This is a genomic window from Bradyrhizobium sp. 2S1 (assembly GCF_011516625.5).
Classification (GTDB): Bacteria; Pseudomonadota; Alphaproteobacteria; order Rhizobiales; family Xanthobacteraceae; genus Bradyrhizobium; species Bradyrhizobium septentrionale.
The window spans coordinates 6,976,221-7,002,513 of sequence record NZ_CP147717.1 but is presented as its reverse complement, the minus strand read 5'-3'; the positions used below and the strand labels follow the sequence as shown (position 1 = coordinate 7,002,513).

The window sequence follows — 26,293 nt, the reverse complement described above, 5'->3', positions numbered from 1 at the left end:
GGTGTGTCTCGCGCGTGTTCAGGTCAGAGAGGAAAGAGAATTGCGCCGCCCGAGCAGGCTTTGCTCGGCTTCGGTGACGATGCGGCCGACGATCTCGGCCGCCGGAACGATATCATGGATCAGCCCGACGGACTCGCCGGCAAACACCGCGGCGATGTCGAAATTGCCCGCGGCTCTTGCCGCGGCGTACTCCGCCGCGATCTCGTCCGCGCGCTGCATCAGCTCGATCTCGCGGCCGCTCCAGCGCCGCAGATGGTCGTTGGCAAGCGAGCGCGCGGTGAACGGCGCCGGCCACATCAATTTGCGCGACCAGTCGAACACCACGCCGCGTACCGTCTCGCCGCTCTTCGCCGCGCAGATCAGCTGCTTCGCCTGCTCGGGCGCGTCGGCCTCGACGCTGGCGTAGAAGCGCGTTCCCATCAGCACGCCGGACGCGCCGAGCATCATCATCGCCGCGACGCCGCGCCCGTCCGCGATGCCGCCGGCCGCAACGACCGGCACGCGCCCCGCCGCGAAATCGATAATCGCCGGCACGATGTCGAGCGTGGTGCGCGAGGCGCCATGACCGCCCGCCTCGGTGCCCTGCGCGATCAGGATGTCGGCGCCGCAATCGAGCGCTTGTTGCGCCATGTCCTCGCTTTGCACCTGGCAGATCAGCAGCGCGCCTGCCGCCTTGATCTTCGGTGCGAACGGCGCGGGATCGCCGAACGACAGCATCACCGCGCGCGGCTTCGCGTCGAGTGCGATATCGATCAGCTCGGGCTGCCTGGCGAGGCTCCAGGTGACGAAGCCGATGCCGAACGGACGGCCGAATCCCCTGAGCGCCGCGGCCTCCGCCTCGAGCCAGGCGCGGTCTCCGTAGCCGCCGCCCAGGATGCCGAAGCCGCCCGCATCGCTCACCGCCGTGACCAACCGGCTTCCCGTGATCATGGCCATCGGCGCCAGCAGGATCGGATGTGTGATGCCCAGACGTGCCGTCAATTCGGTGCTGATCGGCATGCGCTCGCTCCCTGTTCTGGACTTGCTGTTCTGGACTCCAAGCCTAGGCGGGCCTAACATTCTCGGAAAATGAATACTAAAGAACGCTACCATCTCTAATTCAGAACGGTGGTCCCCCATGGAATTGACCGACCTGCTCACCTTTTCCACCGTCGCCCGGCTCGGCGGCATCACCCGGGCCGCCGAAGAGCTGAACACCGTGCAGTCCAATGTCACCCAGCGCATCAAGGCGCTGGAGGCCGAGATCGGCACCGCGCTGTTCGAGCGCCACAGCCGCGGCATGTCGCTGACCGGCGCCGGCCGCCGCCTGCTGCCCTACGCGCAGCGCATGGCGGCGCTGTCGCGCGAAGCCGTGCTCGCCGCGCGCGACGATGGCGAGCCGAAGGGGCCGCTGTCGATCGGCTCGATGGAGACCACGGCCGCGGTGCGGCTGCCGGCGCTGCTTGCCGAATTTCATCGCCGCTATCCGGCGGTGCGGCTGACCTTGCGCACCGCGCCGACCGCCGACCTCGTGGCCGCCGTGCTCGACGGCTCGCTCGATGGCGCCTTTGTCGCCGGCCCGATCGAGCATGCCGAGCTCAGCGCGGCGCCCGCATTCGCGGAGGAACTGGTGCTGGTCACCGCACAGCGCTGGACATCGCTCGCCGCGTTACGCGCCGGCACGCCGGAGTCGGGCCCGACCGCGCTGGTGTTCCGCACCGGCTGCACCTACCGGCAGCGGCTCGAACAGGTCTTCACCGAATTCGGCTGGCCGTCGGCCGTCCGCTTCGAGTTCGGCACGCTCGACGGCATGATCGGCTGCGTCGCCGCCGACATGGGCGTCACCCTGCTGCCGCGCGCTGTCGTCGAGCGCGATCACGTGCAGCGCGACGTCCACATCCACAAGCTCAACCCGCAGCACGCGCTTGTCGAGACGCTGTTCATCCAGCGCCGCACCGCGCATCAGTACAGTCCATTGCAGGGACTTGCTGCGTGCCTTGGCGGCGACGAGCGGGTGATCGCCGCCTGATCGGCGTTTTCGCATGGACGGCCGGCTGCCGCCGGGCTTTGCCTCGACGCGCGCCTGCGTGCTAAGCGCTAGCGCCATGCTCGCCCCCATCCTTCCCTTGATCGAAGCCGCGTCGCACTGGCCCGACCGCGGCGCGCTTGTCGGCCTCGACCTCGGCACCAAGACGATCGGCGTTGCCGTCTCCGATCCGGACCGGCGGCTCGCCACCGGCGTCGAGACCATCAAGCGCAAGCAGTTCAAGGCCGACGCGGCGCGGCTGCTCGCGATCGCGGCCGAGCGCAACGCCGTCGGCTTCGTGCTGGGCCTGCCGATCAACATGGACGGCAGCGAAGGCCCGCGCGCGCAATCGACCCGGGCGTTCGCCCGCAATCTCTCCAACCTCACCGCACTGGCGATCGGGCTGTGGGACGAGCGTCTCTCGACCGCGGCGGTCGAGCGCGAGCTGATCGGGATGGACGTCAGCCGCGCGCGCCGCGCCGAGGTGATCGACGAGCACGCCGCGATCTTCATCCTGCAGGGCGCGCTGGACCGGCTCGCGAAGCTGCGCGGGGACCGCTGAGGATGGCCGTGGTGATCGCGGCGCTGCTGCCGGTGTTCCTCCTGATCGTGCTCGGCTTCGTCCTGAGGCGCACGCTGATGCGGCTAGACACCCAATGGCACGGGCTGGAACAGCTGACCTATTACGTGCTGTTCCCGATGCTGTTGGTGCAGACGCTGGTGAAGGCCGATCTGACCAAAGTGCCGGTCGCAGGCGTCGGCGGCGCGCTGCTGCTCGCCGCGCTCGTGATGAGCCTGCTGTGTCTCGCGCTGCGTGGCCCGCTCGCCCGCGCCGGGGTCGATGGCCCGGCCTTCAGCTCGATCTTCCAGGGCGCGACCCGCTGGCAGACCTATGTCGCGCTGTCGGTGTCGCGCAATCTCTATGGCAGCGTCGGGCTGGCGCTCGCCTCCGTCGCGATGGTCGCGATCATCCCGCTGGTCAACGTCTTCAGCGTCGCCGTGCTGGCGAAATATGCCTCGTCCAAGAAGCGGACTGCCGGCGCGATCGTGCTGACCGTGGTGAAGAACCCGCTGATCTGGGCCTGCGTGATCGGGCTCGCCATCAACGTCGTGCACATCCCGCTGCCGCAGATCTGGCACGATGTCGCCGACGCACTGGGCGGCTCGTCGCTGGCGATCGGCCTGCTCGTCACCGGCGCCGGCCTGCATCTGGAAGGCATCTTCCGCCCAGCCTCGCCGCCAGTGCCGCGCTGGGGCTGAAGCTGGTCGCGATGCCCGTCCTGACCGTCGCACTCGCCGTGTGGTTCGGCGTCAGCGGCGCCAACCTCGCCATCGTCGCGGCCTGCGCCGCGGTGCCGACCTCGCCGTCAGCCTATGTGCTGGCGCGCCAGATGGGCGGCGACGCCCCGCTGCTCGCCCAGATCATCACGCTGCAGACGATTCTGGCGGCGGTCACGATGCCGATCGTGATTGCCGCGGTTGGACTTTAAACATAAGGCCCTATCATGAAGGAACTGATGATGTTCATGGCCGAGTGAACGAGCACAGTCAGCCAGGTCGAATTACTCCGCCAACGAAAGTAGCCCAGAGCGAGGCCGAAAACGAATATACAGAAGCGATCGGACCAATCGTATTGAGTGTGGTTGAGAGCCCAAACCACTGATGTCAAGACGATGGCACCGACTGGCCCGAAGAAAGACTGCGACCATCCTCGAAACAAAAAGCCGCGGACAATAAACTCCTCCATGATCGGCGCGGCCAAGCAGCAGCCGATCAGGAAGGTTAGCAAGCCACCCCGCCCTTGCACGTTCAAACTAGGAGCGATCCAACTCGTATCTGCGCCTACGAAAGCTCGAAAATAGCCCTCCACGATCAGGATGACTGCCGTGATCGCGAATGCGAGAAAAAGCTCTCGTGAACTGGGCCAATTGAGCGCAAGGTATTCGGAAAAGTCCCGATCGAGCTTGCGGACAGAGACCCAAAGCACCGCAACCGCAGCTGGGCTTCCGAAGACCAGACCTGCGCCCTGCCAGCGTCCCTCGAACTCAATATGAGCAATCGGGATTGTCCCATACTGCGCGAGTATAAGGACAAAAAGTCCAAGCCCTGCCGTTAGAAGAAACGCGCCGTAAGCGACAAGGCCAATAAGCGTCGTCTCCAGGAAATCCCATACCCGCGGCGATTTCGCCGAAGCCGGGACCGGCGAATTGGCATTCTCGAAGTTCGACATCAGGATTTTTTCTGCAACAACGTTGCAGCGAAGGTGGGCCTGCTTCAAGCTAACATGCGAGACCGCTACCCCGCCAGCCACCAGGTCTGGATCGTGGCCGCGAGGTTGTTCAGCCCGTGCAGCAGGATGGTCAGCCAGGTCGAGCCGGTGCGATAACGGAGGTAGCCGAACAGCAGGCCGATCGAGAGCACCTCGCAGAGGAAGAACCAGTCGTACTGGAGGTGCATGACGGTCCAGACGATCGACGACAGCAGGATCGCGCCGTAGGGGCCGAGCGCAGATTCGGACCAGCCGCGATACAGCCAGCCGCGCGCGAACAGCTCCTCCCAGAGCGGCGCGGCGACGGCGAAGGCGATCACCAGCAGCCACAGCGCGCTGTGCTCCTGCGCCGACTTCAGCACGTCGCCCATGAAGCCCGGCGTCACCTCGCGGCCGGCGGCGCGGGACACCATGTCCCAGGCCCCGACCAGCACGAGCAGCGCAACGATGCCGATGATGACATTCTTCCACGACGTGCCGCGCAGCCCGAGATAATCGGCGAACGATATCCGGGTCCGGCGGATCGCGAGCCATAGCACCAGCACCACCATCGGCAGCCCGGCGAGCACCGAGAGCGAGATCGTCAGACCGTCGGCGACCACATGGGTGATGCCGGCCACCGACAGCTCTGCCCCCTGCGCCATGATGCGGTAGATGATGACGGCGACCTGGCCGAGGAACATCGCCGCGAAGATGACGAGGCCCCACAGCGCGGTGCCCCAGAACTTCCAGACCCGCGGCGGACGTGGTGGCGGTGTAACCGCCGCCGGCGGAGTATCGGGATTGAGTGCGTCCATCAGCAAACCTTCATGGCAGCGCTCGCGCCAGCAGCGCGCGCTGACCGGCATCGGATAGGTCCACCGCGCCGTACATGCCGGCGTGGCGTTCGGCAAGCCGTGTCGTCGCGAACAGCTCGGCGTTTTTGGGCGAGACCTGGTTGAGCGCCGCGGCGGCCGCCAGCAGCGCAAGCTTCTCGACCGCCAGCCGCGCGATGCGCTCGCTGTCGGAGCGGCGGAATGACTTCCCAATCATCGCAACAGCATCGGCCGCACCCGGCAGGCCCTTGGTCTCGTCGGCGAGCGCGCGCAGCACGGCGAGCGCGGCATCGGCCTCGCGGCCGAGCGCACGCAGCACGTCGAGGCACATCACGTTGCCGGAGCCTTCCCAGATCGCGTTGACCGGCGACTCCCGGTAATGCCGCGCCAAAATGCCCTCCTCGACATAGCCATTGCCGCCGAGGCACTCCATCGCCTCATAGAGGAAGCCAGGCGCGCTCTTGCAGATCCAGTATTTGATCGCCGGCGTCAGCAGCCGCATATAGGCGGCCTCGCCTGCGTCGATGGGCGCACGATCGAAGGCGCGGCAGAGCCGCATCACCAGCGCGGCCTGCGCCTCGACATGCAGCGCCATGTCGGAGAGCACCGCCTGCATCAGCGGCTGGTCGGCGAGATGCTTCTGGAACACGCTGCGATGCCGCGCGTGATTGAGCGCATGCGCCAACCCCGAGCGCATCAAGCCGGCGGAGGCGATCGCGCAATCCTGCCGCGTCAGCTGCACCATCTGGATGATGGTGCGGATGCCCTTGCCCTCCTCGCCGACCAGCTCGGCATACGCGCCGTGGAATTCGACCTCCGAGGAGGCATTGGAGCGGTTGCCGAGCTTGTCCTTCAGCCGCTGGAAGTGGATCGAATTGACCGTGCCGTCGGGCGCAAAGCGCGGCATGAAGAAACAGCTCAGCCCCTGCTCGGCCTGCGCCAGCACCAGGAACGCGTCGCACATCGGCGCCGACATGAACCATTTATGCCCGGTGATGCGATAGGCATCGCCGTCGCGCTCGGCGCGCGTCATGTTGGCGCGCACATCGGTGCCGCCCTGCTTCTCGGTCATGCCCATGCCGAGCGTCATGCCGCGCTTGGTCCACCACGGCGCAAAGCTCGGGTCGTAGGCGCGCGTGCCGATCACAGGCATCGTCTTCGCCAGAATGTCCGGCTGTGAGGCCAGCGCCGCGACCGAGGCGCGCGTCATCGTGATCGGGCAGAGATGGCCAGTCTCGACTTGCGCTGCGATATAGAATTTTGCCGCGCGCACCACTTCGGCCGCGCCACCGGCCGGCCTGCCGTCCGCGGTCCAGGTCGAGTTGTGCACCCCGGCATGCGCGGAGTGCGCCATCAGCTCGTGATAGGCCGGGTGAAACTCGACCTCATCGCGGCGGTTGCCCCTGGCATCGAACATTCGCAGTTTCGGCGTGTTCTCATTGGCGACGCGGCCGCGCTCCGCCATCACGGCAGATCCCCACTGCTTGCCGAAATCGGACAGCTCAGCCGTCGCCGCCGCGCCGCCATTGGCGGCGACGGCCGCGACCAGCGGCGCGTCCGCCGTGAACAGGTCGACATCCCAAAACGGCGGCGACTGGTTGAAGACGTCGTGGGTGGCGAACGGAGCCTGCGTCATGGTCTCCTCGGGAATTGGTCTCGCTGCGCGGACAACCGGTCTCCGCCGGGGTGGATCACGGGCCAGCCGTGGCGCAATGGAATCGATGGATCATAAGCCTGCGCGCCGGTGCCGGGCAGCGAAAAATGCGCTTCAGCCAGGACGTGTACTCAAAAATGGGCCCGCGCGATGCAGGCAGGTGCTGGCCCCGAAGTCGGACATCGGGGAGAGATGATGAAGGCATGTCAGCTAAGGGCCCAGGCCGTGTGAAAATCGTGTAACTTGCGGCGCACTGGTGCATTTCGCGGCCGCCGAGCTTCTAATTCGGTGGAAGCGAGCCCAGTGGCAACCAGGAACTTCATGTAGGCGCGGACTTGGTCGCGCGGAGGTCGGCCTCACGCCCGCATCGCCTCCAGCAATCCGCCTACGCCCAGGATCATCATCACGCGTTTCATGTTGTAGGCGAGCACGTTGAGCGCCATCTCGGCGGCCACCTTTGGCAGCTTTTTCGTGAGAAAGTGCGTTGCTCCCATCCAACACTTCAACGTGCCGAACGGATGCTCCACTGTCCGGCGGCGGACACCCATTGCATTGGCGCTGTGGTCGAGCCGATCCTGAACTTTCTCCAGAACGGCCTCGTGCTCCCAGCGTGAGATGCGGCGCTCGGGCCCTGTCGTGCACTGAGCTTTTAGCGCGCAGGTTTTGCAGGTGCTTGTCCAATAGCGACGCAGTGTCTTTCCATCCTCTACGTTCGTATAGTGATAAGTTAGTTGCTCGCCGGCGGGACAGCGATAAACATCTTCGGCGGCGACATAGACGAAGTCCTGTTTGCCGAAGCGGCCAGCAGCTTTGGCGCCCGAAGTCATCGGCTTCGGCAACGTCACCGTTATGTCGGCTTCCTCGCAGGCCCTGATCTCCTCTCCATCGTAATAGCCGCGGTCTGCCACGACTTCGAGGGTTTCGACAGCCATCTCGTCGCGTGCCTGCCCGGCCATTTTGGCGAGTTGGTGGCGATCGGTGCCCACGTTGGTCACCTCGTGAGCCACGATGAGATGATGTTGCGTATCAACTGCAATCTGCACGTTATAGCCAACAATCCCGGTGTCCTTGCCACTGGTCGCCATCGAGCGCGCGTCAGGATCGGTCAGCGAGATCTGCTTGTCCTCTTTCTTCATCATCTCCGCATTGATCGCATTGAGCCGACCGGTCTCCTCCTTGAGCTTCTCGATCTTGCCCTTCAACCTCGCAACTTTCGCCTCTGGCACTGTATCGCCATGCCGATCGGCGGTCTCGAGCTGCGAGAGATAGCGGGCGATGCTCTCGTCGATCCGCTCGAGGCGCCGCTTCATCTTCGCCTCGGTGAAGTTCTTGTCTCGCGCATTGACAGCCTTGAACTTCGATCCATCGATGGCGACGCTCGCTCCAACAAGCAGATCAAGCTTGCGGCACAGCGCGACGAACTCGCGGCAGACCTCACGAATGGCCTTGCCATTGTCCTTGCGGAAATCCGCGATAGTCTTGAAGTCCGGCGCCAACTGCCCGGTCAGCCAGATCATCTCGATATTGCGCTGGCATTCCCGCTCCAGGCGTCGGCTCGACGGCACGCGATTGAGGTAGCCGTAGATGTAGAGCTTGAGCATCATGCCGGGATGGTAGCCGGGTCGCCCCATGTCGAGTGGCTGGACGCCAACGAAGCCGAGCTTATCCAGATCGAGCCCCTCGACGAACACATCAACCGCACGCACCGGATTGTCCTCGGCCACGTAGTCGTCGAGCAGTGCGGGAAACAACGTGCTCTGCCCGCGATCAACCCCCTCCACGAATCCCGCCATCGCCCGTCCCCACCGATTCATTGGAGAATAATAGCAGAGACGGAGTTTTCACACGGCCTGGGCCAGAACCAGAAGTCGCCGTAGTCAGATCAGTGGAATTGATAGTTCAGCCCGACGCGCAAGACGTTGTCGGTGAAATGGGTGTGCGTGGTGATAGTGCCGCTGAAGGGCGATGTGATTAACCCCAAACCGGGCGGGTTGACGGACGCGCCAGGAAACGGGCCGATCGTGTCGAGCGATCCCAAGTCGACGTAGAGGTATTCCAATTTCCACGTCCAGCCCATCCCATACGAGATTTTACCCTCGATCCCTCCGCCAACCGTAAAGCCAACCTTCGTCCTGGAGTCGCTGAAAGCGTTCGCGCTGGGTGTAAGGGCAGCGTTGGTGTTTATTGACCCACTAACACCAGTAACGCCCGACACTTCGACGCGGCCAAAAGCCAAGCCGCCGGTCCCATAGATCAAAATCTGATCGGTTATCAAACCTCCGACACGGCCACGAACTGTCCCAAACCAGTTAATCTTGGCATCATACGTGGTCGCTGCGGTGCCGTTGAGCGTGCCAGTCAGAAGACAGGTCGGAGGACCGTTATTAGGAAATACTACAGGCACCCCCGGTGGGCCCGCGGCCGCGAGCGTGCAAACTGTCGTTGAGAATGGAGCGGCAAACGTATTGCCCCCTCGCTCGCCCGAATCTTGAATATCAGCCTCGAAACCCAACACCCATCTCGGGCTGAATTGATAATTGTAGCCGACCTGGCCACCGCCGCTGGCGCCATTTAGCTTTGCTGTATTCGAGCCCGCAACCGCAACGCTATTGTTTGGAAAGCCACCTAAGAAGGTTGGAAACACAACGGTGGTCGCGTTGCCTACAACATCGGTATCGGCCTTGCCCCAGCTGTAACCGACGTTGCCGCCCACATACAATCCGGTCCAACTATAGACGGGTGCGGGTGCGGGCGGCGGAGCCTTGACCGGCATGTCTGCCGCGAAAACGGGCGTTCCGACCAGCGCAATGGCTGCAACCGCATTTGCCAGCTTGTTCACTACGGCCTCCAGCAATCGTCAAGGCTAACACGCTCCTACAGGCCGGGCTGTTACCCATTCATCACGACGAAACATTTTTGCAGTGACGAAGTCCGAAATGGGTAATTTGCAGACGTTCCCGGCCGGTCAGGCCATGTCCGCTCTATCCCCTAGACGCGGACAATCCGGATTTATCGGTGCCTGCCCTAGTACCTACTGTTCTTAAAGCGTGAGTCGTGATTCAAGGTCGGGATGATACCCGAAGCAAGAGAAGTCCACCTTTCGAGGAAAGATCGCAAGGTGCTTGAGGCGTGTTGCCGCTCCCCGGTGACGTTGCAGCGCGATTTGAAGCGGGCGCGGATAGTTCTGTTGGCGGCGGATGGACGCAGCACTCGGTCGATCGCCAAGGAAGTTGGGGTCCAGCCGCGGATTGTCAGCCTTTGGCGGCATCGCTATGCCGACCAAGGCCTTGAAGGGCTGCAAGACAAGCCGCGACCGGGCAAGCAGCCAATCTATACGAAGGCCACCGACAAGCGGATTCTGAAGCTGCTGGACAAGCCGCCGCCGGACGGGTTCGCACGCTGGACCGGGCCCCTGCTGGCCGGGGCGCTGGGCGATGTTGACGTCCAATATGTCTGGCGGTTCCTGCGCAGCCACAAGATTGACCTCGCGGCTCGTAAGTCCTGGTGTGAGAGCAACGACCCGAACTTTACGGCCAAAGCCGCCGATGTTGTCGGCCTCTATGTCGCCCCGCCCGCGAAGGCCATTGTGCTGTGCGTGGACGAGAAGCCCTCGATCCAGGCTTTGGAGCGAGCGCAGGGTTATCTGAAGTTGCCCAATGGCCGCGCCTTGACCGGCCAGAGCCACGATTACAAGCGGCATGGCACCACAACATTGTTTGCGGCGCTCGAAGTCGCCACCGGAAAGATCATCGCGGCGCATTCAAAACGCCGACGCCGCGTCGAGTTTCTCGACTTCATGAACAGCGTCACCGCGGCTTTTCCGAACCGGAAGCTTCACGTCATCCTCGACAACCTCAACACCCACAAGAAGAACGAGCATTGGCTCAAGGCCCACCCCAACGTGCAATTTCATTTCACGCCGACAAGTGCGTCTTGGCTCAATCAGGTCGAGGTATGGTTTTCGATCTTGCAGGGGCAGTCGCTCAGCGGCACCTCCTTCACAAGCCTCACGCAGCTTCAGGAGCACATCGATGCCTACGTCAACGCATACAACGACAGAGCCGAGCCCTTCGTCTGGACCAAGAAAAAGGTCCGTCAACGCCGTTTCAAAGGCCGCCGTATCACTCAGCTCTGATTCTGGGTACTAGTCTGACTGAGTCACAAAACCGCCGGCCAGAATCAGCGATGGATGAAGCACGGACCATCAGTCGAGAGGCCGACATGAGCGGGCGTGGCACCAAGACGAGCGAGAAGCGATTTGCGACGTATTTGGAAGGGCTTGCCAGTGTCATCGGTCATGCTGATCGGAAGGCGCCGCTGCGCGACTATTGCGTCGGCCTGATGGCCTGTGGCGGTCGCAAGAGCGTGGAGTCGATGGCGGCGGTGACAGCTCCGGAACGGACGGCCGCCCAGCATCAATCGCTGCTGCATTTCGTCGGCAGCGGCGCCTGGTCGGATGAGAAGGTGCTGGGCAAGGTACGTGAGATGGTCCTGCCGGCGATTGAACGCCAGGGCCCCATCGAAGCCTGGATCATCGACGATACCGGATTTCCCAAGCAGGGCCGACATTCAGTTGGAGTTGCACGGCAATATTGCGGGCAGCTCGGCAAGCAGGATAATTGTCAGGTGGCGGTGTCACTGTCGATTGCCAACCACCACGCCAGCCTGCCTGTCGCTTATCGCCTTTATCTTCCGAAGGAATGGACTGAGGACTGCGATCGGCGGCGCAAGGTGGGCATTCCTGCCGAAGTTGGCTTCCGGACCAAGCCGGAGATCGCGCTGGAGCAGTTGCGGTGGGCCTGCGCGAGCGGCCTTCCACGCGGTGTCGTACTGATGGACGCGGGCTATGGCAATAACAGCGACCTGCGCACGGAGATCACGGCGCTGGGATTGACCTATGTGGCGGGTCTTCTGTCGAGCACAACGGTATGGGCGCCCGGTACCGGTCCCTTGCCGCCGAAGCCATGGTCGGGCCGCGGCCGTCCACCGAAACTGATGCGCCGCAACCGTCAGCATCAGCCGGCCGCCGTCAAGGCGCTCGCGATCGGCCTGCCGGCCAAAGCTTGGCGCACCATCACGTGGCGGCAAGGAACGAACGAAAAGCTGACCTCGCGCTTTGCCCGCGTGCGGGTCCGTGCCGCGCATCGTGATTATTGGCAAACCACCCGGCGATTGGAGGAATGGTTGCTGATCGAATGGCCAAAAGGCGAGGACCAGCCTACCAAATACTGGCTCTCGACATTGCCGGAGGATGTGGCATTCCGGACTCTCGTTGAGACGGCTAAATTGCGCTGGCGCATCGAACGCGACTATCAGGAACTCAAGCAGGAGGTCGGGCTCGGCCACTTCGAGGGACGCGGCTGGCGCGGCTTTCATCATCACGCAACAATGTGCATCGCAGCCTACGGATTCCTGATCTCCGAGCGGGAGACGATTCCCCCCTCAGGCACTCGGCACGCCCGGCCGATCCTGCTCGATCGCATTCCCGCAGATTACAGACCCCGCGGATTTGCCGCTGCGGACCCAACGTCACATTCCAAATTCGATCGCGACGATGCGACGGCGCCTCGAACATGGGCTCGTCCGAACGCTGTCGAGATGTCCTTGTTGTGCGATCAAGTTCGACCACTAGACAGATCATCGTTTGTGACGCAGTAGGACTAGGAGCCCGTCCAGATATGTTTTCGTGACGGGCATTTGTTGTAGAGTAGCAGGCTCAGGCTGCGTTTGCGAGGTTGAACAGCTTGAGGAGGTTATGGACGGTGCAGATCATTGTCCACTCGGCGCGCACTTTCTCGATGCCCCGCAACAGGAACTGGCGGAAGCCTCTTGCCTGTTTGATCTGCCCGAACACCGGCTCCACCACTTGCTTTCGCAATCGGTAGGGTGTTTCGAAGCCGCCATCGTCGATCTTCTTTCGCATGGCCTGTGTCAGCGGGCCGCCGACTTTTCCGTTCGCTACTGTCGGGTGCTTGGCGCGTCCGGGCGCGACATAGCCATCGATGCTGCGTGTGTCGAGCGCTTCGAGATTGGCTTCGCTGCAGTAGCCGGAATCCGCTGAGGCCTGCCGCGGCTTGCGGCCAAGATTGCTCTCGATGGCCTCGATCAGGGGCACCAACTGGCCCTGATCGCTGCCGTGCTGGGTCAGTTCTTGCGCGACAATGATCTGGGCATGTGCATCGACGGCCGCCTGGGCATTATAGGCCTGAACGAAGCCATCCTTCGACTTCATGATGCGGCTTTCCGGATCGGTGAAGTTGCGTTGCGCCTTGGGATTGGGTTCCTCCGATGGCAGCGCCGCCGGTTTGCCCGGCTTCTTGCGGCCTTCGGCCTGGCGCTGCTGTTCCTTTTCGGCCTCGATGCGGCGCTCTTCCTCCGCCGCCAGTTTGGCGTCCGCTTCCAGCGCCGCCATCGCTTGCTGGATCTTCGCCAGCCGTTTCTGCTTGTCGACGGTCCAGTCCGGCAGTTCGTCGCTGTTGCCGAAAGTCTCATCCTCCGAGGCATCCGCCGCCTCGGCGGCCGCCAGCATGCGAGCGACCTCGGCCTTCAATTCCGCCTCGCGCTTCTTCATGCGCTCATAACTCATCGCCTTGTGTTTCGACGCGTTCGCCTTGATCTTCGTACCATCCAGCGCGACATGACCGAGCTTGACCAGCCCGGCCGTCTCGCACAACTTCAGAACCTGCACGAATAGCGCGCCGAGCGCCTTCAAATGTCGCTTGCGAAAGTCGCTGATCGTCCGAAAATCCGGCGCATCCAGCGCCACGATCATCACAAAATCGTTCCGCTCCCGGCAGGCCTTGGCAATCCGACGCGACGAATACAGCCCACTCGCATAGCTATGCAGCAGCAGCGCCACCATCATCCGCGGATCAAACGGCGGCTGCCCAAGCCCGCTCACATAGCTGCCCATGATCTCCCTGAGATCGAGGCTCTCCCGCACCAGATCAACCATAAACCGCGAGACATGGCCTTTCGGCACGAAGTCCTGCACATTCGGCGGCAGAAGCAGCGTCTGATCGATGTTCCAAGGCCGAAAATACTTGCTCATCGCCCAATGTTGAATCAGACCCGACCAGATTTGAACAGCGACTATCCAGACAAGCTCCTAGATGCTTCCATGCCTGGGCGCATGGCGGCCGAGCCAGCGGTCGACCCAGTCACTGGCGCGGGTCCGGCTCGCCTCCTTCCTGGACGCCTGGACAGGAAAAATGTCGCCGCTGCTCCGTTGCCGGTTATCCGGATAGGCCGCCAGCTGCAGGTTCGACTCATGCGCGGCGCCATCCACCGGGGAGATGTAGAGAAACCGGATCTCGATCTTGTGCTTGATGTCGGAGCCCTGCCATTTCGGATGATGCCGCGCCAGCAGCTCGACAAGCTCGCAAGACAACAGATCGGAGGTCGAGCTCCGCGACCCCTCGGTCCTCTCCATGTAGCATTGCTCCTTGACGCTGCTGACGCGCGCGTCGATCGGCCGGAAGTTCACCCGCTTGTCGAGCTCGCCATAGGCATAGAAGCCCGCGAGGCCGATGGCGATGATCCCGTAGAGCCCCAGACGCATCGTCGAACTCCCATCCTGCCCGACCGCCGCGGCGGTCAGATCGAACGCGTCTTCTCCGCCTTGCTCTTGGAGGCCAGCACCGGAAGCACGTCGCCGGCGCGCAGCGGCTTGCCGTTCGGGAAGTAGGACATCTGCAGGCTCGACTGGTGCGTGGCTCCATCGACCGGACCTGCCACTTCGGATGCTCCTTGCGCAGCAGCTCGGCAGTTTCGCAGCGAGTCAGGTCGGACGTAAACGTCGTCTTGGTGATGACGCCGCGCTCGACCTTTTCGAGATAGCACTGCTCGTTGACGCCGCTGATGCGCGCATCGACGCGCTGGTAGTTCGCGCCCTTGTCGTACTGGTCGTAGATCGCGATGCCGGCAGCGCCGACGACAATGATTGCAATGGCTCCGAAACGCATGCTTCGTGCTCCCGTAATGCGCGCACTTGATACGGCCGCAATTAAGGAGTGTTGAACGTGCATTCAGCTGGTTTTGCGATGGCAAGCTTTGTCTTGCCAAGATGCGTCGGATTTAAAGGAAATCCGATCCGGCTTTCGACATCCGCTATTTCGGTGCCGGCGCGATGATCGCCGCCTTCTGCTCCCAGGGCCCGGGATTGAGGGTGAGCCCGGAGACCTTGCCCGCCGTGTCCCTGACGAACGCGATCCTGGTGTGATCCTCGTCCTCCACCGTGAATTCGTTGTTCGATGTGGCGACCAGCGGCGTCGCCTTGCCTTTCTCGAACGCCAGGAGCGGCCAGGCCCCCATAGCTTCCGCGACGAGCCTGCCCCGCTCGACGCGAAGCTGAAGCTGGACCGTATCGACACTCCGCGCAGCCCGCACAACGCTGAGCTCGTTTGCACCGTCTTGCCCCTTGTGGACCGTCTTCATCCTGATCGCCGTGTCGGCCTGCCCTCGCAGCCGGGCCAGCACGTCGCCGAGCGAACGTCCCTTGAGCGGCGCGCCGTCGAGTTCGGTGATCAGATCGCCCGCCACTACGCCGGCCTTGGCTGCGGGGCTGTGAGGAAGCGGCCGATTGATCCGCAGGCCTTCCGGCTCCATCGTGACGAACGCCTCGATGCCGAGCCAGCCGGTTTTGCCGTCGGCCAGGCCCTGCCGGTCGCGCGAACTCACCGAGGCGCCGAAATCATACATCCCGGCATAGTCGGCGAGCGCTTCCGGGCTCGCCATCGCCGATCCCGCCGGCGGAGCAGACGAGGACGACTCGGCAACCGTCAATGCGCCATAGGTGAGATGATTGATCCCGGCGTAGCGCAGCGCTGCGCGTCCCTTGCTGCCGGGCGTCGCCTGGATCATCTGCAGGCCGATCAGTTTCTCGACCGGATCGATCCAGAAATAGGTGCCCCACAACCCGGCCCAGGAATAGCTTCCGACGGCGCCGGGTATCCAGCTGAAGACGGGATTGACGCGGATTCCGAAGCCAAGCCCAAAGGTCGTTCCGGCGCGGCTGCCGACCTCGTCACCGCCAAAGATCCGAGCGTCCGGAGACAGCGCGTTCGTCGTCATCTGCTTCACCGCCTGCGGGCTGAGCAGGCGCACGCCATCGAGCTCACCCTCGTTGAGAAGCATCTGGCAAAAGCGGAGATAGTCGGGCGCGGTCGACACCAGCCCGCCGCCGCCGGCGAACAGCTTCGTCGGCTTCGTGACATCCCAGATCGGCGGCCGTTCCGGCATGGGAGAATCGACCAGGCGGTCGAGCTTCTCTTTCGGCACATAGAAGCCCGTGTCGACCATATGCAACGGCGCGAAGATGCGGCTCTGCAGGAATTGGTCGAAAGAGTGACCGGACACGACCTCGACAATGCGGCCGAGCACGTCGGCGTTCCAGCCATATTCATGGATTTCGCCCGGCTGATGGGCGAGCGGCAAGCTGGCCAGACTGGAGACGAAATCCGCCAACGTCTTGTCGCGCCTGAACACAGCCTTCGAGCCGTAGAGCATGTGGATCACCCGGATCGCAAATTCGGCGTCCGCGTCCGAAAGGCCGCGTTCCGGATAGGCAAAATCCATTTCCGGGTAGATCAGGCCCGACGTATGCCGCAGCAGATCGCGAACCGTCATCGGCCGCTTCGGCGGATCGAGCCCGTATTCCGTCTTGCCGGTGGCCGGGTCGGTCTTCAGGGACGCGACCCGCATCTCCGCAAGCTCGGGCAGATACCGCGCAACCGGTGCGTCGAGGTCGAGCTTGCCCTCGTCGACCAGCATCATGGCGGCGACGCTGGTCACCGGCTTCGACATCGACGCGATCCAGAAGATCGAATCCGTCTTCATCGGAACAGTTTTGGCGCGGTCCTGAAATCCGATCGCCTGCAAATAGGCGAGCTTGCCGCCTTTGGCGATCGCAACCACGGCGCCGGGCAAAAGGCCGTCCGACGGCGAGAAGGCATCGAAGCGGCCCTGGTACCAGGGCGCGATCCGCGCCAGCCGCGCGGCGGAGAAGCCCAGGCTCGTTGCGTCGCCCGTCGTCAGCTCGTCGGCGGACGCCGGCCCCAACAGACAAAGCGCGATCGAAATCGTCCGTATCGACGCGATCAGTTTCATCCGGGGCATCTCCACATCACGACTTGCGGGGTCCGAGCCCGCCGCATCGAAAATGGCACGGACAACGCCCCGCGGCGCGCCGATTTCCGCGCCGGATTGGCCGAATTCTGTAAACGGCCAGATTTACTTCGGAATCGGCGACTGGATTTGACGGCACGACGATGCCACGTCCGCTTTGCCCTGCTAGCGGTGGGCAAATGTTTGAGCCCGCCTAGGTGAATTCGGTCCCGTATTTGAGGGCGATCGCGTTGATCTGCTCCCGCGTCAATTCCTTTCGCGGCTCGCCGGGTCGGCTGCAGGTTTCGCGAAAGAAACCGTCGAGGCCCGGGGGCGCCATGATCCACAGCAGAACCAGTTCGTGGTCTGGACTACTGAAACCATGCCACGTGTTTCTGGGTATGAAAATCGTTCCACCTTTTTCGCAGGCGTGACGCACATCATTGAGTGTGACCGTGCCGCTGCCTTCCAGAACGTGGAAGGCTTCGTCCCTGTCGAGGTGTCGGTGAAGGGGAATGCCCGAGCCCTTGGGTAGCTGCTGAATACCCAGGCCAAGATGATTGGACCCCATCACGGGGTCGGCCTTGATGAAGATGTTGCCGCCATCACGAAAATGGATCAGGTGCTCACCCTCTCCGGCACCAAGCAGATAGCCCTGCGGCACCGGGGTGTGCGACTTCGCCTCGATTGGCTTGCTGTCTGGCATCGCGTGCTCCATTGGCCGATACGCAACAATGAAGAAGCCACAATAGCAAAATGCATCACGAACGCCCGTGGCCAAGAACGGCTTTGGGTCATCTCTACAGCGGCGGCTGTGGTCCTAGCGCGCCCGTGTGATCGGGAAATCGTAAGCCGCCGCGCCCGCACCCGGCAGCGAGAAGTGCCACCATTCCTTCGAATAATTCACAAAACCCTGGCGGGCCATCGCCGCGACCAGAAGGTTGCGCCAGCTCCGCTGCGCCGGCGTGATGGAGCTGGCAGCGGTGTGTCCCTTCACGTCGGAGCAGTCATAGCCGGTGCCCATGTCGACGCTGCCCTCGGGCGCGCGCGCCGCGACCGGCGCCGTGCAATCGGCGTAGGCGCGCGCAGGATCGAATGCCCCCGAATTGTCCGCGGTCAGATCGACCAGCGTCAGATCGACCGCCGCCCCGGTCGAATGACCGGAATGGGTGGCGATATAGCCGAGGCGGAACAGATCGGCTTACCGCGCGGGCCGGCCGGTAGCAATCGAACATCTTCAGCGACAATTTCTGCCGCGCCAGTTCCTGCTGCACGGCCTTGAGCCGCAGCCCGACCTCGCGCTTCACGACGCATTCCGCCGCGCCATAGCCCGCGAGCGGCCGGCCCATGAAATTGTTCGCGGTGGCGTAGCGGATGTCCTGGATGATGGTCGGATCGATGTCGCGCAGGAACGCGAAGCCGCCGGGCACGCCTTGGGCAAGCGCCGGAGAGACCAGGCCAGCAACGGCAACGAGGATCACGACAATTTTCACCAGTTCTCGCTCCGGCGCCATCGCCGGGCGTGGCCCGTCGCTTCCGCTCCGCCCATGCCCGGCCAACCACGTCTTGTTCCGGAAACGCCCGCAAAAGCAAGGACGGACGCCCGGAAGCCGGCTCCGCCAAGGCTTCGCCGGGCTCTGGCGTCAGCCACGCCGAAGCTTCAGCGAAGGCGGGAATAGGCCCGGGCATGACGGCGGAGAAGGCCGTCACATCTTACTCGGGGAAAACTCCGCTGGGCCCTCTTCGCGCTTGCCCCACCGGTCATCCGCGCCTATAGCTCTCGCTTTAATGACCCCATCATTGAAATCGACTTTTGTCCTCGGTCACCGGCATCTGCTGGGCATCGAGGGCCTTTCCGCTGACGACATCACGGGCCTGCTCGACCTCTCCGAGGAGTATGTCGAGCTCAACCGCCAGGTCGACAAGAAACGCGCCAGCCTGCGCGGCCGTACCCAGGTCAACCTGTTCTTCGAGGCCTCGACCCGGACCCAGTCCTCGTTCGAGATCGCCGGAAAACGCCTCGGCGCCGACGTCATGAACATGTCGGTATCGTCGATGTCGACCCGCAAGGGCGAGACCTTGATGGACACCGCGGTGACGCTGAACGCAATGCACCCCGACATCCTGGTGGTGCGCCACCACGCCTCCGGCGCGGTCGAGCTGCTGGCGCGCAAGGTTGACGGTTCCGTGATCAATGCCGGCGACGGCGCCCACGAGCACCCGACGCAGGCGCTGCTGGATGCGCTGACCATCCGCCGCAACAAGGGCCGGCTCGAGGGACTGACGATCGCGATCTGCGGCGACGTGCTGCATTCGCGTGTGGCGCGTTCCAACATCTTCCTGCTCAACACCATGGGCGCGCGCGTCCGCGTGGTGGCCCCCTCCACGCTGCTGCCGCCCGGCATCGAGCGGATGGGCGTCGAGGTCGCGCGCGACATGCGCGAGGGACTGAACGGCGCCGACATCGTGATGATGCTGCGGCTGCAGCGCGAGCGCATGAACGGCTCCTTCGTGCCGTCGACGGGCGAGTATTTCCACTATTTCGGCCTCGACCAGAAGAAGCTCGGTTACGCCAAGCCGGACGCGCTGGTGATGCATCCGGGCCCGATGAATCGCGGCGTCGAGATCGACACCTTCGTCGCCGACGGCGCGCAGTCGCTGATCCGTGAACAAGTTGAAATGGGTGTGGCAGTGCGCATGGCGGTGCTCGAAGCGCTCGCCCGCAACCTGCCGAACGCGTGACGCCATGCTGACTGACCGCCGCCCCATCCTGCTCGCCAACGCCCGCGTCATCGATCCCTCCCGCGACTTCGATGGTCCGGGCGATGTCCTGATCGCCGACGGCGTGATCCGTGACGCCAAGCGCGGCATCGGCGCCGCCGGCGTCCCCGAAGGCACCGACATCGTCAATTGCGCCGGCAAGATCGTGGCCCCCGGCCTGATCGACATGCGCGCCTTCGTCGGCGAACCCGGCGCGAGCCATCGCGAGACCTTTGCCTCAGCGAGCCAGGCCGCGGCCGCCGGCGGTATCACCACCATCATCTGCCAGCCCGACACCTCGCCGGTGATCGATAATTCCGCGACCGTCGACTTCGTGCTGCGCCGTGCCCGCGACACCGCGATCGTCAACATCCATCCGATGGCGGCCCTGACCAAGGGCATGCAGGGCCTGGAAATGACCGAGATCGGCCTGCTCAAGGCCGCCGGTGCGGTCGCCTTCACGGACTGCGACCGCAGCGTCACCAACGCCCAGGTGATGCGGCGCGCGCTGACTTATGCCCGCGATTTCGACGCGCTGATCGTGCATCACACCGAGGACCCGAACCTGGTGGGCGAAGGCGTCATGAACGAGGGCGAATTCGCCACCCGGCTCGGGCTTGCCGGGATTCCGACCGCCGCCGAGTCGATCATGCTCGAGCGCGACATGCGGCTCGCGGGGCTGACCGGCGGCCGCTATCACGCGGCCTCGCTGACCTCGACCGAGTCGCTGGAGATCCTCAAGCGCGCCCGCGACTCTGGCTACAAGGTTTCGGCCTCGGTCTCGATCAACCACGTGACCTTGAACGAAAATGATATCGGGCCCTACCGCACCTTCCTCAAGCTGTCGCCGCCGCTGCGCACCGAGGACGACCGCAGGGCATTGGTCGCGGCGCTGGCCTCGGGGCTGATCGACGTCGTGATGAGCGATCACAATCCGCAGGACGTCGAGGTCAAGCGGTTGCCGTTCGCGGAAGCGGCGAGCGGCGCAGTCGGCCTGCAGACCATGCTGCCGGCGGCGCTCAGGCTGATCCACAATGGCGAGATGGATTTCAAGACGCTGATCCGGGCGATGTCGACCCGGCCGGCGGAACTGCTCGGCCTACCCGGCGGCACGCTGCGCGCAGGCGCCCCTGCCGACGTCATCGTGATCGACGCCGACACGCCCTGGGTGCTCGACCGCGACGATCTCAAATCGCTGTGCAAGAATACGCCGTTCGACGACGCCCGCTTCTCCGGCCGCGTGACGCGGACCATCGTCGGCGGACGGACCGTGTACGAGCACGTCTAAAGCCAACGCGTTTTCGAGCGAAGTGGATACCGGTTCGCGTGAAGAAAACGCGTCAAAACAAAAAATTAGAGCCCCGTTCCGATGCAATCGGAACGGAAAAGCTCTAAATTTGAATGGAACTCAACGCGCCGCGAGTTGCGACATCGCCTCCATCGTCGTTCCGACGACGATAGCTGCGACGTAAACGACAAAGAACAGCTGCTCCAGCCGCCTGCGAACAGAAGCCATGATAAGCTCCCTCATTTCCAAGGCCATGGTGCGGGTTGATGGTTAATATTTCATTGACGGAATTGGCCGAAATCGACCGGACCGGCCGTCCAGGGAACCACCGCGATGTCTGCTGACGCGATGCTGCTGCCCGCCTTCGTGATCGGCTATCTGCTCGGCTCGATCCCGTTCGGCATGGTGCTGACCAGGCTCGCCGGCACCCAGGATCTGCGCACGATCGGCTCGGGCAATATCGGCGCCACCAACGTGCTGCGCACCGGCCGCAAGGGCCTCGCCGCGGCGACGCTGATCGGCGACATGCTGAAGGGCACGGTCGCCGTCATCATCGCGGGCACCATCGACGGCCCGAACGCCGCGATGCTGGCGGCGCTCGGCGCGTTCCTCGGCCACCTGTTCCCGGTCTGGCTCAGGTTTCGCGGCGGCAAGGGCGTCGCCACCTATCTCGGCGTGCTGCTCGGGCTGTTCTGGCCAGCGGCGCTGATCTTCGCCGTGATCTGGCTCGGCACCGCCTACACCACGCGCTACTCGTCACTGTCGGCGCTGATCGCCGCGTTCGTGACGCCGCTGTTCCTGTGGTGGTTCGGCCACAACGCCCTCGCCTCGCTGTTCGCCGTGCTCACGCTGCTGTTGTTCTACACGCACCGCGAAAACATCCAGCGCCTGCAGGCCGGCACCGAAGGCAAGATCGGCGAGAAGAAGTAGCTCTCCGTCATTCCGGGACGCGCCTCTTGGCGCGGGCCCGGAATCCATTTGGCCGCATGACCTATGGAGGTATGGATTCCGGGTTCTCGCTTCGCGAGCCCCGGAATGACGCTGCCTATTTTGCCAATGCAGCTTCCACAAAGCTCGCCGCCGCCAGCGCCTTGGCATCGCCGCCGAAGCCCGCGACCACGGTCACGCCGACAGGCAATCCGCCCTCGGCGATCAGCGTCGGGACGATGACGCAGGGCACGCCCATCAACGTCCAGAGCCGGTTGTAACGAGGATCGCCGGTCGACGATAAGCCTTCTGGCGCGGCGCCCGGCGCCGACAGCGTCAGCAGCACGTCGACCTCGCCGAGGATCGCGGCCAGCGCCTGCCGCGCGCGCAGCGTGATGTCCATCGCCGCGTCGTACTCGGCGGGTGTGCCGCCCTTGCTCTCGTCGAGCCGGCCGCGCAATAGCGGCGGCATCGCGTCGTAGTGCTGGCCGTATTCCCAGGCGAACGACTGATGCGCCTCGAACTCCTGGACCACCGGATGGATCCGCCACGCCTCCGCGACGATGTCAGGCATTGCGAGCTCGCGAACGGTCGCACCCGCCTGCTCCGCCGCCCGCGCCGCCTTCTGCAACGCCTCCGCGCCGGACGTTTCAGGTGCGCCGGCGAAAGCCTGCGTCACCACGCCGATGCGCGGAACAGCGACCGATGACGGCACGATCAGCTCAGGCCGCCTGGTCATCGCGGCCAGCCCCAGCGCGACATCGCGCACGCCGGCGCCGAACAGCCCGACGGTATCGAGCGTCCAGGAAAAGCATTTCACGCCGACGGTCGGCAGCAGCCGGTAGCTCGGCTTGATCGCGGCGACGCCGCAGAACGAGGCCGGCCGGATCACCGAGCCGCCGGTCTGCGTGCCCAATGCCAGCGGGATCATCCCGGCGGCGACCGCGGCGGCCGAGCCCGACGACGATCCGCCCGGCGTATGCGCGTGATTGTGCGGATTGAGGGTTGCAGTCGGATCGTTCGCGGCGAACGCCGTGGTCGTGGTCTTGCCGATGATGGTGGCGCCGGCCTGCTTCAGCGCCATCACGACCGGCGCATCGGCGCGCGGCTGATGGGCGCGATAGATCGCAGCCCCCATCTCGGTCGGGAAGTCGGCGGTATCGATGATGTCCTTGATGCCGACCGCAATACCGCGCAGCGGCCCGGCAGTCTGCGCCCGCGCCTTGTCGTCGTGGCGGACGAAGGCGCCGATGGTCTTTTCCAGCGCGCCGATCGCCTCCAGCGACTGGCCGATGGCAGCCTCGGGCGACAGCGCGCCCTGCTCGATACGCGCTTTGAGGTCGGCAAGTGAGATCATGGTCGGCTTCCCCGGAATTGGCGACCGCTTGTAGCGCGTCACGCCCACTGCGCCAATGTCGTGGTTGATCACAATCCCAGGTTGGGCGAAGCTACGCTCCACATGCATGACCGGACGCCCAGCGCTGTAAAACTCACCGACACCGAGCGGCTCAACCGCCTGCGGCTGATCCGCTCCGACAATGTCGGCCCACGCGGTATTATGGCGCAAACGCCACAAGCTGGCTAAAGCGCGCCGAATACCGTCCATTTGAAAGGAATGGACGATGCGTGCGTGTGCAGCACTAATTTGCTTCGTTGCCCTCTCGGTCATTACCCATGAGGTTTCCAGTCATTCCGTGGGGGCCACCGTAGATCAGGCGATATTTCGTGAACCGTCTGTTGTTGAAAATATCACGGTAGATAATGCCGCCATATACGTAGATGGTACCCTCCGATGTTCCGAGCAGGTGGATGTATTCCTTTTTGACCGGCGGATCCTTGGGCATTTGGAAAATCAGTGTACTGCCCGGGTAAAGAGTGCCCTTGGCCTTTTTCATTTCTGGCGGGGCATCCGGAAGAACCTCATTGAGAGGATGCTCTGCGACCCAGAGGTGAATCCATGCCTCGACGTCGTAGGCAGGAGTTTGACCGAAGTTCTTGATTATGACGGTGGCCATAGGGGCGCCCGTCTGGACGTCAGCAATGCTACTACCACTAATGCCAACATACGCCCTCAGTTGGCGCTCTGCGATGTCCCGCATGGTTTGGAGGGTACCGCTGGCAATCTCGGCTTGAAGTTTTGCCGTCTCGGCGGATTCCTTGGAGGCCCTTGCTGCCGTGGTGGCGTCTTTCATCCCCTCGCGCATGTAGCCCAGTTGCCAAACAAAGAGACCGGCTTGAATGGCGGCGGCAAGGAAGAGAAGGCCGGTAACGAGGGCCAGAATCCACGTCGCTACTACGAGCCCCCGTTCATTCGCCGCTTTCTCACGGCGTTCCTCTTCCTGCCGTTCGGCTTCGGGTGTGCCCTCTTTGGCGGACATTATCTCCACCGCCAAAGGTACGGCCTTGGTGCCGCGCTCATCGGGGGCGGTTGGCTGCTGTTCTGTATGGGCGGCAGCGTGGTTATGCTCAGCTACTGGCCGTCCACTTGGGGCTGGTGGATATGAAATCGCGTAGATAAAGCTACAGACGATTACGCTGGTGAAAATGACAATGAAACCAGCCGCGCGAGCCCAATTGCTCCAACGCCGAAAGCGCGCCCAAAACCGCAACACCGTGGCCCCCGCCGAAAATCTTTAAAATATCCTCCGACACTACCTGTTGGGGTTATAGGGCCGCAATACACCTAAAGGGTATTGCCGCATTGCACCTAACGAATTCGTGACCTAATGGAAACGATAGATTTCTGGACGCAGAGCCAAACCTATCATATTCGTTACCTATCGTATTCGTTAGGTAGCGACTGTGTCCCAACACTTCCTCCTCAGTAAAGCGGCAAAGACCCTGAGCCTAGCTCAGGTCTTCCGCATGACTGACGCGGAAGCCGAGACGGCCTTCAAGGCGATCCGTTGGGCTGACACCGCTGGCGCTCCCGTATGCCCTTCCTGCGGCTCCGTAGAGGCTTACGAAGCCCGCCGTCCGAACAGCTCCCTGCGCTTCCGCTGCAAGGGTTGCAAAAAGGACTTCACCATCACGTCCGGCACCCTGTTTGCCAGCCACAAACTGCCCCTGCGTGGCTATCTGGCGGCCATTGCCGTGTTCTGCAACGAGGTGAAGGGCAAGTCTGCACTGGCGCTCAGCCGCGACCTGGGCCTGTCCTACAAGTCTGCTTTCGTCCTCCTGCACAAGCTCCGTGAAGCGATGGCTGAGGAAATGAAGGGCCGAGTCATCGGCGGCGAAGGCAAGGTTGCCGAGGTGGATGGCGGCTATTTCGGCGGCTACATCAAGCCCGCCAACCTCAAGGAGGCTCGTATTGACCGCCGCTTCGCGCGTAACCAGAACGGCAAGCGCAAGGTCGTGGTCGTGATCCGCGAACGCGGCGGCAATTCGGTCCCGGCCGTGTTCGGCAGCGAGAGCCAAGCGGCGTCATTCATCAAGGCCCGGATCGCCAAGGGGACTGTTGTCAATGCCGACGAAGCCGCCTCTTGGGACGGTCTCCATGAGCGTTTCGAGATGCGCCGCATCAACCATCAGGAGGCGTACAGCCTCGACGGCGCTTGCACCAATCAAGCTGAGGAGTATTTCAGCCGCCTGCGCCGTGCCGAGGTCGGTATCCACCACCATATCGCTGGCGCGTATCTGCTTCGCTACGCGCAGGAGTCCTCATGGCGTGAAGACAACCGCCGCGTCTCGAATGGCGATCAGGTGACCCGGATTGCCGGGCTGGCCTTGAAACGCGGTAAGTCGGAGGATTTTACCGGCTACTGGCAGCGCCATGCCCAACGTGGTTAATGATTCGTTAATTGTTGAGACATTGTTTACGGCCATTGACAGATGCAATGGCCCGGTCCAGTATGTGGCCGTGCCGTCATGGCGGAATTGGTAGACGCACCGGCCTTCCAAGCCGGTATCTTCGCAGGTGTGAGGGTTCGAGTCCCTCTGACGGCACCATCGCCCGCTTCAAAGGAGAACTAGATGGCGAAGGGCAAAATGAAAGCAAATGTGCAAAGGCTCCTAGAGCAACGAGACAAGCTGCTTGCCGAGATCGACGCACTGAAAAACAAGGTTGCCGGTCTGGAAATGGCAATCGGCCTGTTGGGAAACGAGGATACTGCGCAAGATCAACCGCTGTCGGTTAACGCTCGCGTTAATCTCAAAGCCACTATCTTGGACCTGTTGCGCGAGGCTGGCACAACGGGTCTCAACGCGACATCGGCAGTAGAGATCGCTGCGCGTCGCAACATTCAGCTCAATAGAGGGTCTGTGGCGTCCAATCTGAGCCGGATGGTCAAGGACAAGGCTGTGACCTACGACGGTAGCCGATATCGGTTGCCGGAGTTCGCTCCACGGCCAACTTTAGTGGCTGGCTAACAACTGAGTGCAGGTACCTGCACAATTGAAAAAGGGCGCATCCTACCGGAAGCGCCCTTTTTCCTGGAAGTGGCAGACGCACCAGAGTTGCCTCTGGCTCTTC

24 protein-coding genes, 1 tRNA gene and 2 pseudogenes are annotated in these 26,293 nt (G+C 63.2%); 13 read left to right on the top strand and 14 right to left on the bottom strand.

What is annotated here, in order from left to right:
* Window positions 1-18 precede the first annotated feature (18 nt).
* Window positions 19-999 carry an NAD(P)H-dependent flavin oxidoreductase gene (locus HAP54_RS32905; protein WP_224741671.1) on the bottom strand — a complete coding sequence of 327 codons (981 nt, stop codon included), beginning with the start codon at window positions 997-999 and terminating at the stop codon, window positions 19-21.
* A 118-nt stretch (window positions 1,000-1,117) separates the two neighbouring features.
* On the opposite strand from HAP54_RS32905, the gene HAP54_RS32900 reads away from it, so the two are divergent.
* The 3 genes and pseudogenes from HAP54_RS32900 (at window position 1,118) to HAP54_RS32890 (ending at window position 3,495) form a co-directional block, all read left to right on the top strand.
* The gene (locus HAP54_RS32900; RefSeq protein WP_166294436.1) at window positions 1,118-2,008 is read left to right on the top strand and encodes a LysR family transcriptional regulator; all 891 of its coding nucleotides are present in this window, start codon (window positions 1,118-1,120) and stop codon (window positions 2,006-2,008) included.
* A gap of 76 nt (window positions 2,009-2,084) precedes the next feature.
* The gene (ruvX, locus tag HAP54_RS32895) at window positions 2,085-2,567 is read left to right on the top strand and encodes a Holliday junction resolvase RuvX (RefSeq protein ID WP_166306609.1); all 483 of its coding nucleotides are present in this window, start codon (window positions 2,085-2,087) and stop codon (window positions 2,565-2,567) included.
* Window positions 2,568-2,569: 2 nt separating this feature from the next.
* Window positions 2,570-3,495 (top strand): annotated as a pseudogene (locus HAP54_RS32890) (AEC family transporter).
* Here the strand turns inward: HAP54_RS32890 and HAP54_RS32885 are convergent.
* The 5 genes from HAP54_RS32885 to HAP54_RS32865 all read right to left on the bottom strand — a co-directional run bounded on the left by HAP54_RS32885 (window position 3,492) and on the right by HAP54_RS32865 (window position 9,582).
* Window positions 3,492-4,283 carry a CPBP family intramembrane glutamic endopeptidase gene (locus HAP54_RS32885; RefSeq protein ID WP_224741672.1) on the bottom strand — a complete coding sequence of 264 codons (792 nt, stop codon included), beginning with the start codon at window positions 4,281-4,283 and terminating at the stop codon, window positions 3,492-3,494. The pseudogene HAP54_RS32890 and the gene HAP54_RS32885 sit on opposite strands and share 4 nt — an antisense overlap.
* A 17-nt stretch (window positions 4,284-4,300) precedes the next feature.
* On the bottom strand, window positions 4,301-5,071 hold the full coding sequence (locus HAP54_RS32880) for a CPBP family intramembrane glutamic endopeptidase (RefSeq protein ID WP_166294434.1): 771 nt from the start codon (window positions 5,069-5,071) through the stop codon (window positions 4,301-4,303).
* A gap of 10 nt (window positions 5,072-5,081) precedes the next feature.
* Window positions 5,082-6,725: an isovaleryl-CoA dehydrogenase gene (locus HAP54_RS32875; RefSeq protein ID WP_166294433.1), complete on the bottom strand. Its 1,644-nt coding sequence runs from the start codon at window positions 6,723-6,725 to the stop codon at window positions 5,082-5,084.
* Between the two features lie 374 nt (window positions 6,726-7,099).
* The gene (locus tag HAP54_RS32870) at window positions 7,100-8,536 is read right to left on the bottom strand and encodes an IS1182 family transposase (protein WP_166294431.1); all 1,437 of its coding nucleotides are present in this window, start codon (window positions 8,534-8,536) and stop codon (window positions 7,100-7,102) included.
* A gap of 89 nt (window positions 8,537-8,625) precedes the next feature.
* Window positions 8,626-9,582: an outer membrane protein gene (locus tag HAP54_RS32865; RefSeq protein ID WP_166294430.1), complete on the bottom strand. Its 957-nt coding sequence runs from the start codon at window positions 9,580-9,582 to the stop codon at window positions 8,626-8,628.
* Window positions 9,583-9,813: 231 nt separating this feature from the next.
* On the opposite strand from HAP54_RS32865, the gene HAP54_RS32860 reads away from it, so the two are divergent.
* Both HAP54_RS32860 and HAP54_RS32855 read left to right on the top strand, forming a co-directional pair.
* Window positions 9,814-10,878: an IS630 family transposase gene (locus tag HAP54_RS32860; protein ID WP_166204319.1), complete on the top strand. Its 1,065-nt coding sequence runs from the start codon at window positions 9,814-9,816 to the stop codon at window positions 10,876-10,878.
* Between the two features lie 86 nt (window positions 10,879-10,964).
* Window positions 10,965-12,401 (top strand): IS701 family transposase, encoded by a 1,437-nt coding sequence (locus tag HAP54_RS32855; RefSeq protein ID WP_166306603.1) that lies wholly within the window; start codon window positions 10,965-10,967, stop codon window positions 12,399-12,401.
* Between the two features lie 58 nt (window positions 12,402-12,459).
* Here HAP54_RS32855 and HAP54_RS32850 read toward each other — a convergent pair whose 3' ends face one another.
* Genes HAP54_RS32850 through HAP54_RS32840 form a run of 3 tightly spaced genes read right to left on the bottom strand, consistent with a single transcriptional unit; the run spans window position 12,460 to window position 14,480 of the window.
* Window positions 12,460-13,794, bottom strand: coding sequence for an IS1182 family transposase (locus tag HAP54_RS32850; RefSeq protein WP_166202952.1), 1,335 nt, complete (start codon window positions 13,792-13,794; stop codon window positions 12,460-12,462).
* Between the two features lie 57 nt (window positions 13,795-13,851).
* Window positions 13,852-14,304: a hypothetical protein gene (locus tag HAP54_RS32845; RefSeq protein ID WP_166294428.1), complete on the bottom strand. Its 453-nt coding sequence runs from the start codon at window positions 14,302-14,304 to the stop codon at window positions 13,852-13,854.
* Between the two features lie 35 nt (window positions 14,305-14,339).
* Window positions 14,340-14,480, bottom strand: a complete 141-nt coding sequence (locus tag HAP54_RS32840) for a hypothetical protein (protein WP_166294427.1) — start codon at window positions 14,478-14,480, stop codon at window positions 14,340-14,342.
* 5 nt (window positions 14,481-14,485) lie between these two features.
* Between HAP54_RS32840 and HAP54_RS32835 the strand changes: the two genes are divergently transcribed.
* A complete protein-coding gene (locus HAP54_RS32835) occupies window positions 14,486-14,737 on the top strand; it encodes a hypothetical protein (protein WP_166294426.1) in 252 nt (83 codons plus the stop codon).
* Between the two features lie 115 nt (window positions 14,738-14,852).
* On the opposite strand, the gene HAP54_RS32830 is transcribed toward HAP54_RS32835, so the two are convergent.
* The 3 genes and pseudogenes from HAP54_RS32830 to HAP54_RS32820 form a co-directional block, all read right to left on the bottom strand.
* The gene (locus HAP54_RS32830) at window positions 14,853-16,850 is read right to left on the bottom strand and encodes a serine hydrolase (RefSeq protein WP_166294424.1); all 1,998 of its coding nucleotides are present in this window, start codon (window positions 16,848-16,850) and stop codon (window positions 14,853-14,855) included.
* A 211-nt stretch (window positions 16,851-17,061) separates the two neighbouring features.
* Window positions 17,062-17,553 carry a cupin domain-containing protein gene (locus tag HAP54_RS32825; RefSeq protein ID WP_210297511.1) on the bottom strand — a complete coding sequence of 164 codons (492 nt, stop codon included), beginning with the start codon at window positions 17,551-17,553 and terminating at the stop codon, window positions 17,062-17,064.
* A gap of 114 nt (window positions 17,554-17,667) precedes the next feature.
* A pseudogene (locus tag HAP54_RS32820) lies at window positions 17,668-18,361 on the bottom strand (M15 family metallopeptidase).
* Window positions 18,362-18,635: 274 nt separating this feature from the next.
* Between HAP54_RS32820 and HAP54_RS32815 the strand changes: the two are divergent.
* The 3 genes from HAP54_RS32815 (at window position 18,636) to plsY (ending at window position 21,825) form a co-directional block, all read left to right on the top strand.
* Window positions 18,636-19,589 carry an aspartate carbamoyltransferase catalytic subunit gene (locus HAP54_RS32815; protein ID WP_166294423.1) on the top strand — a complete coding sequence of 318 codons (954 nt, stop codon included), beginning with the start codon at window positions 18,636-18,638 and terminating at the stop codon, window positions 19,587-19,589.
* Between the two features lie 4 nt (window positions 19,590-19,593).
* Entirely contained in the window at window positions 19,594-20,895 is a 1,302-nt protein-coding gene (locus tag HAP54_RS32810; protein ID WP_166294422.1) for a dihydroorotase, read from the top strand.
* Between the two features lie 333 nt (window positions 20,896-21,228).
* Window positions 21,229-21,825, top strand: a complete 597-nt coding sequence (gene plsY / locus HAP54_RS32805) for a glycerol-3-phosphate 1-O-acyltransferase PlsY (protein ID WP_166294420.1) — start codon at window positions 21,229-21,231, stop codon at window positions 21,823-21,825.
* 115 nt (window positions 21,826-21,940) lie between these two features.
* Here the strand turns inward: plsY and HAP54_RS32800 are convergent, their stop codons facing one another.
* Complete coding sequence (locus HAP54_RS32800) at window positions 21,941-23,179, bottom strand: amidase (RefSeq protein ID WP_166294418.1); 1,239 nt, start codon at window positions 23,177-23,179, stop codon at window positions 21,941-21,943.
* A gap of 102 nt (window positions 23,180-23,281) precedes the next feature.
* On the opposite strand from HAP54_RS32800, the gene HAP54_RS32795 reads away from it, so the two are divergent.
* Complete coding sequence (locus HAP54_RS32795; RefSeq protein WP_339156783.1) at window positions 23,282-23,407, top strand: hypothetical protein; 126 nt, start codon at window positions 23,282-23,284, stop codon at window positions 23,405-23,407.
* A gap of 55 nt (window positions 23,408-23,462) precedes the next feature.
* On the opposite strand, the gene HAP54_RS32790 is transcribed toward HAP54_RS32795, so the two are convergent.
* Window positions 23,463-24,200 (bottom strand): hypothetical protein, encoded by a 738-nt coding sequence (locus HAP54_RS32790; protein ID WP_166294416.1) that lies wholly within the window; start codon window positions 24,198-24,200, stop codon window positions 23,463-23,465.
* Between the two features lie 424 nt (window positions 24,201-24,624).
* Here HAP54_RS32790 and HAP54_RS32785 point away from each other — a divergent pair, with 424 nt between their 5' ends.
* The 3 genes from HAP54_RS32785 to HAP54_RS32775 all read left to right on the top strand — a co-directional run bounded on the left by HAP54_RS32785 (window position 24,625) and on the right by HAP54_RS32775 (window position 26,190).
* Complete coding sequence (locus tag HAP54_RS32785) at window positions 24,625-25,611, top strand: IS1595 family transposase (RefSeq protein WP_166294414.1); 987 nt, start codon at window positions 24,625-24,627, stop codon at window positions 25,609-25,611.
* A 72-nt stretch (window positions 25,612-25,683) separates the two neighbouring features.
* A tRNA-Gly gene (locus HAP54_RS32780) sits at window positions 25,684-25,770 on the top strand.
* Between the two features lie 24 nt (window positions 25,771-25,794).
* Complete coding sequence (locus HAP54_RS32775) at window positions 25,795-26,190, top strand: hypothetical protein (RefSeq protein ID WP_166294412.1); 396 nt, start codon at window positions 25,795-25,797, stop codon at window positions 26,188-26,190.
* The last annotated feature ends 103 nt before the right edge of the window (window positions 26,191-26,293 follow it).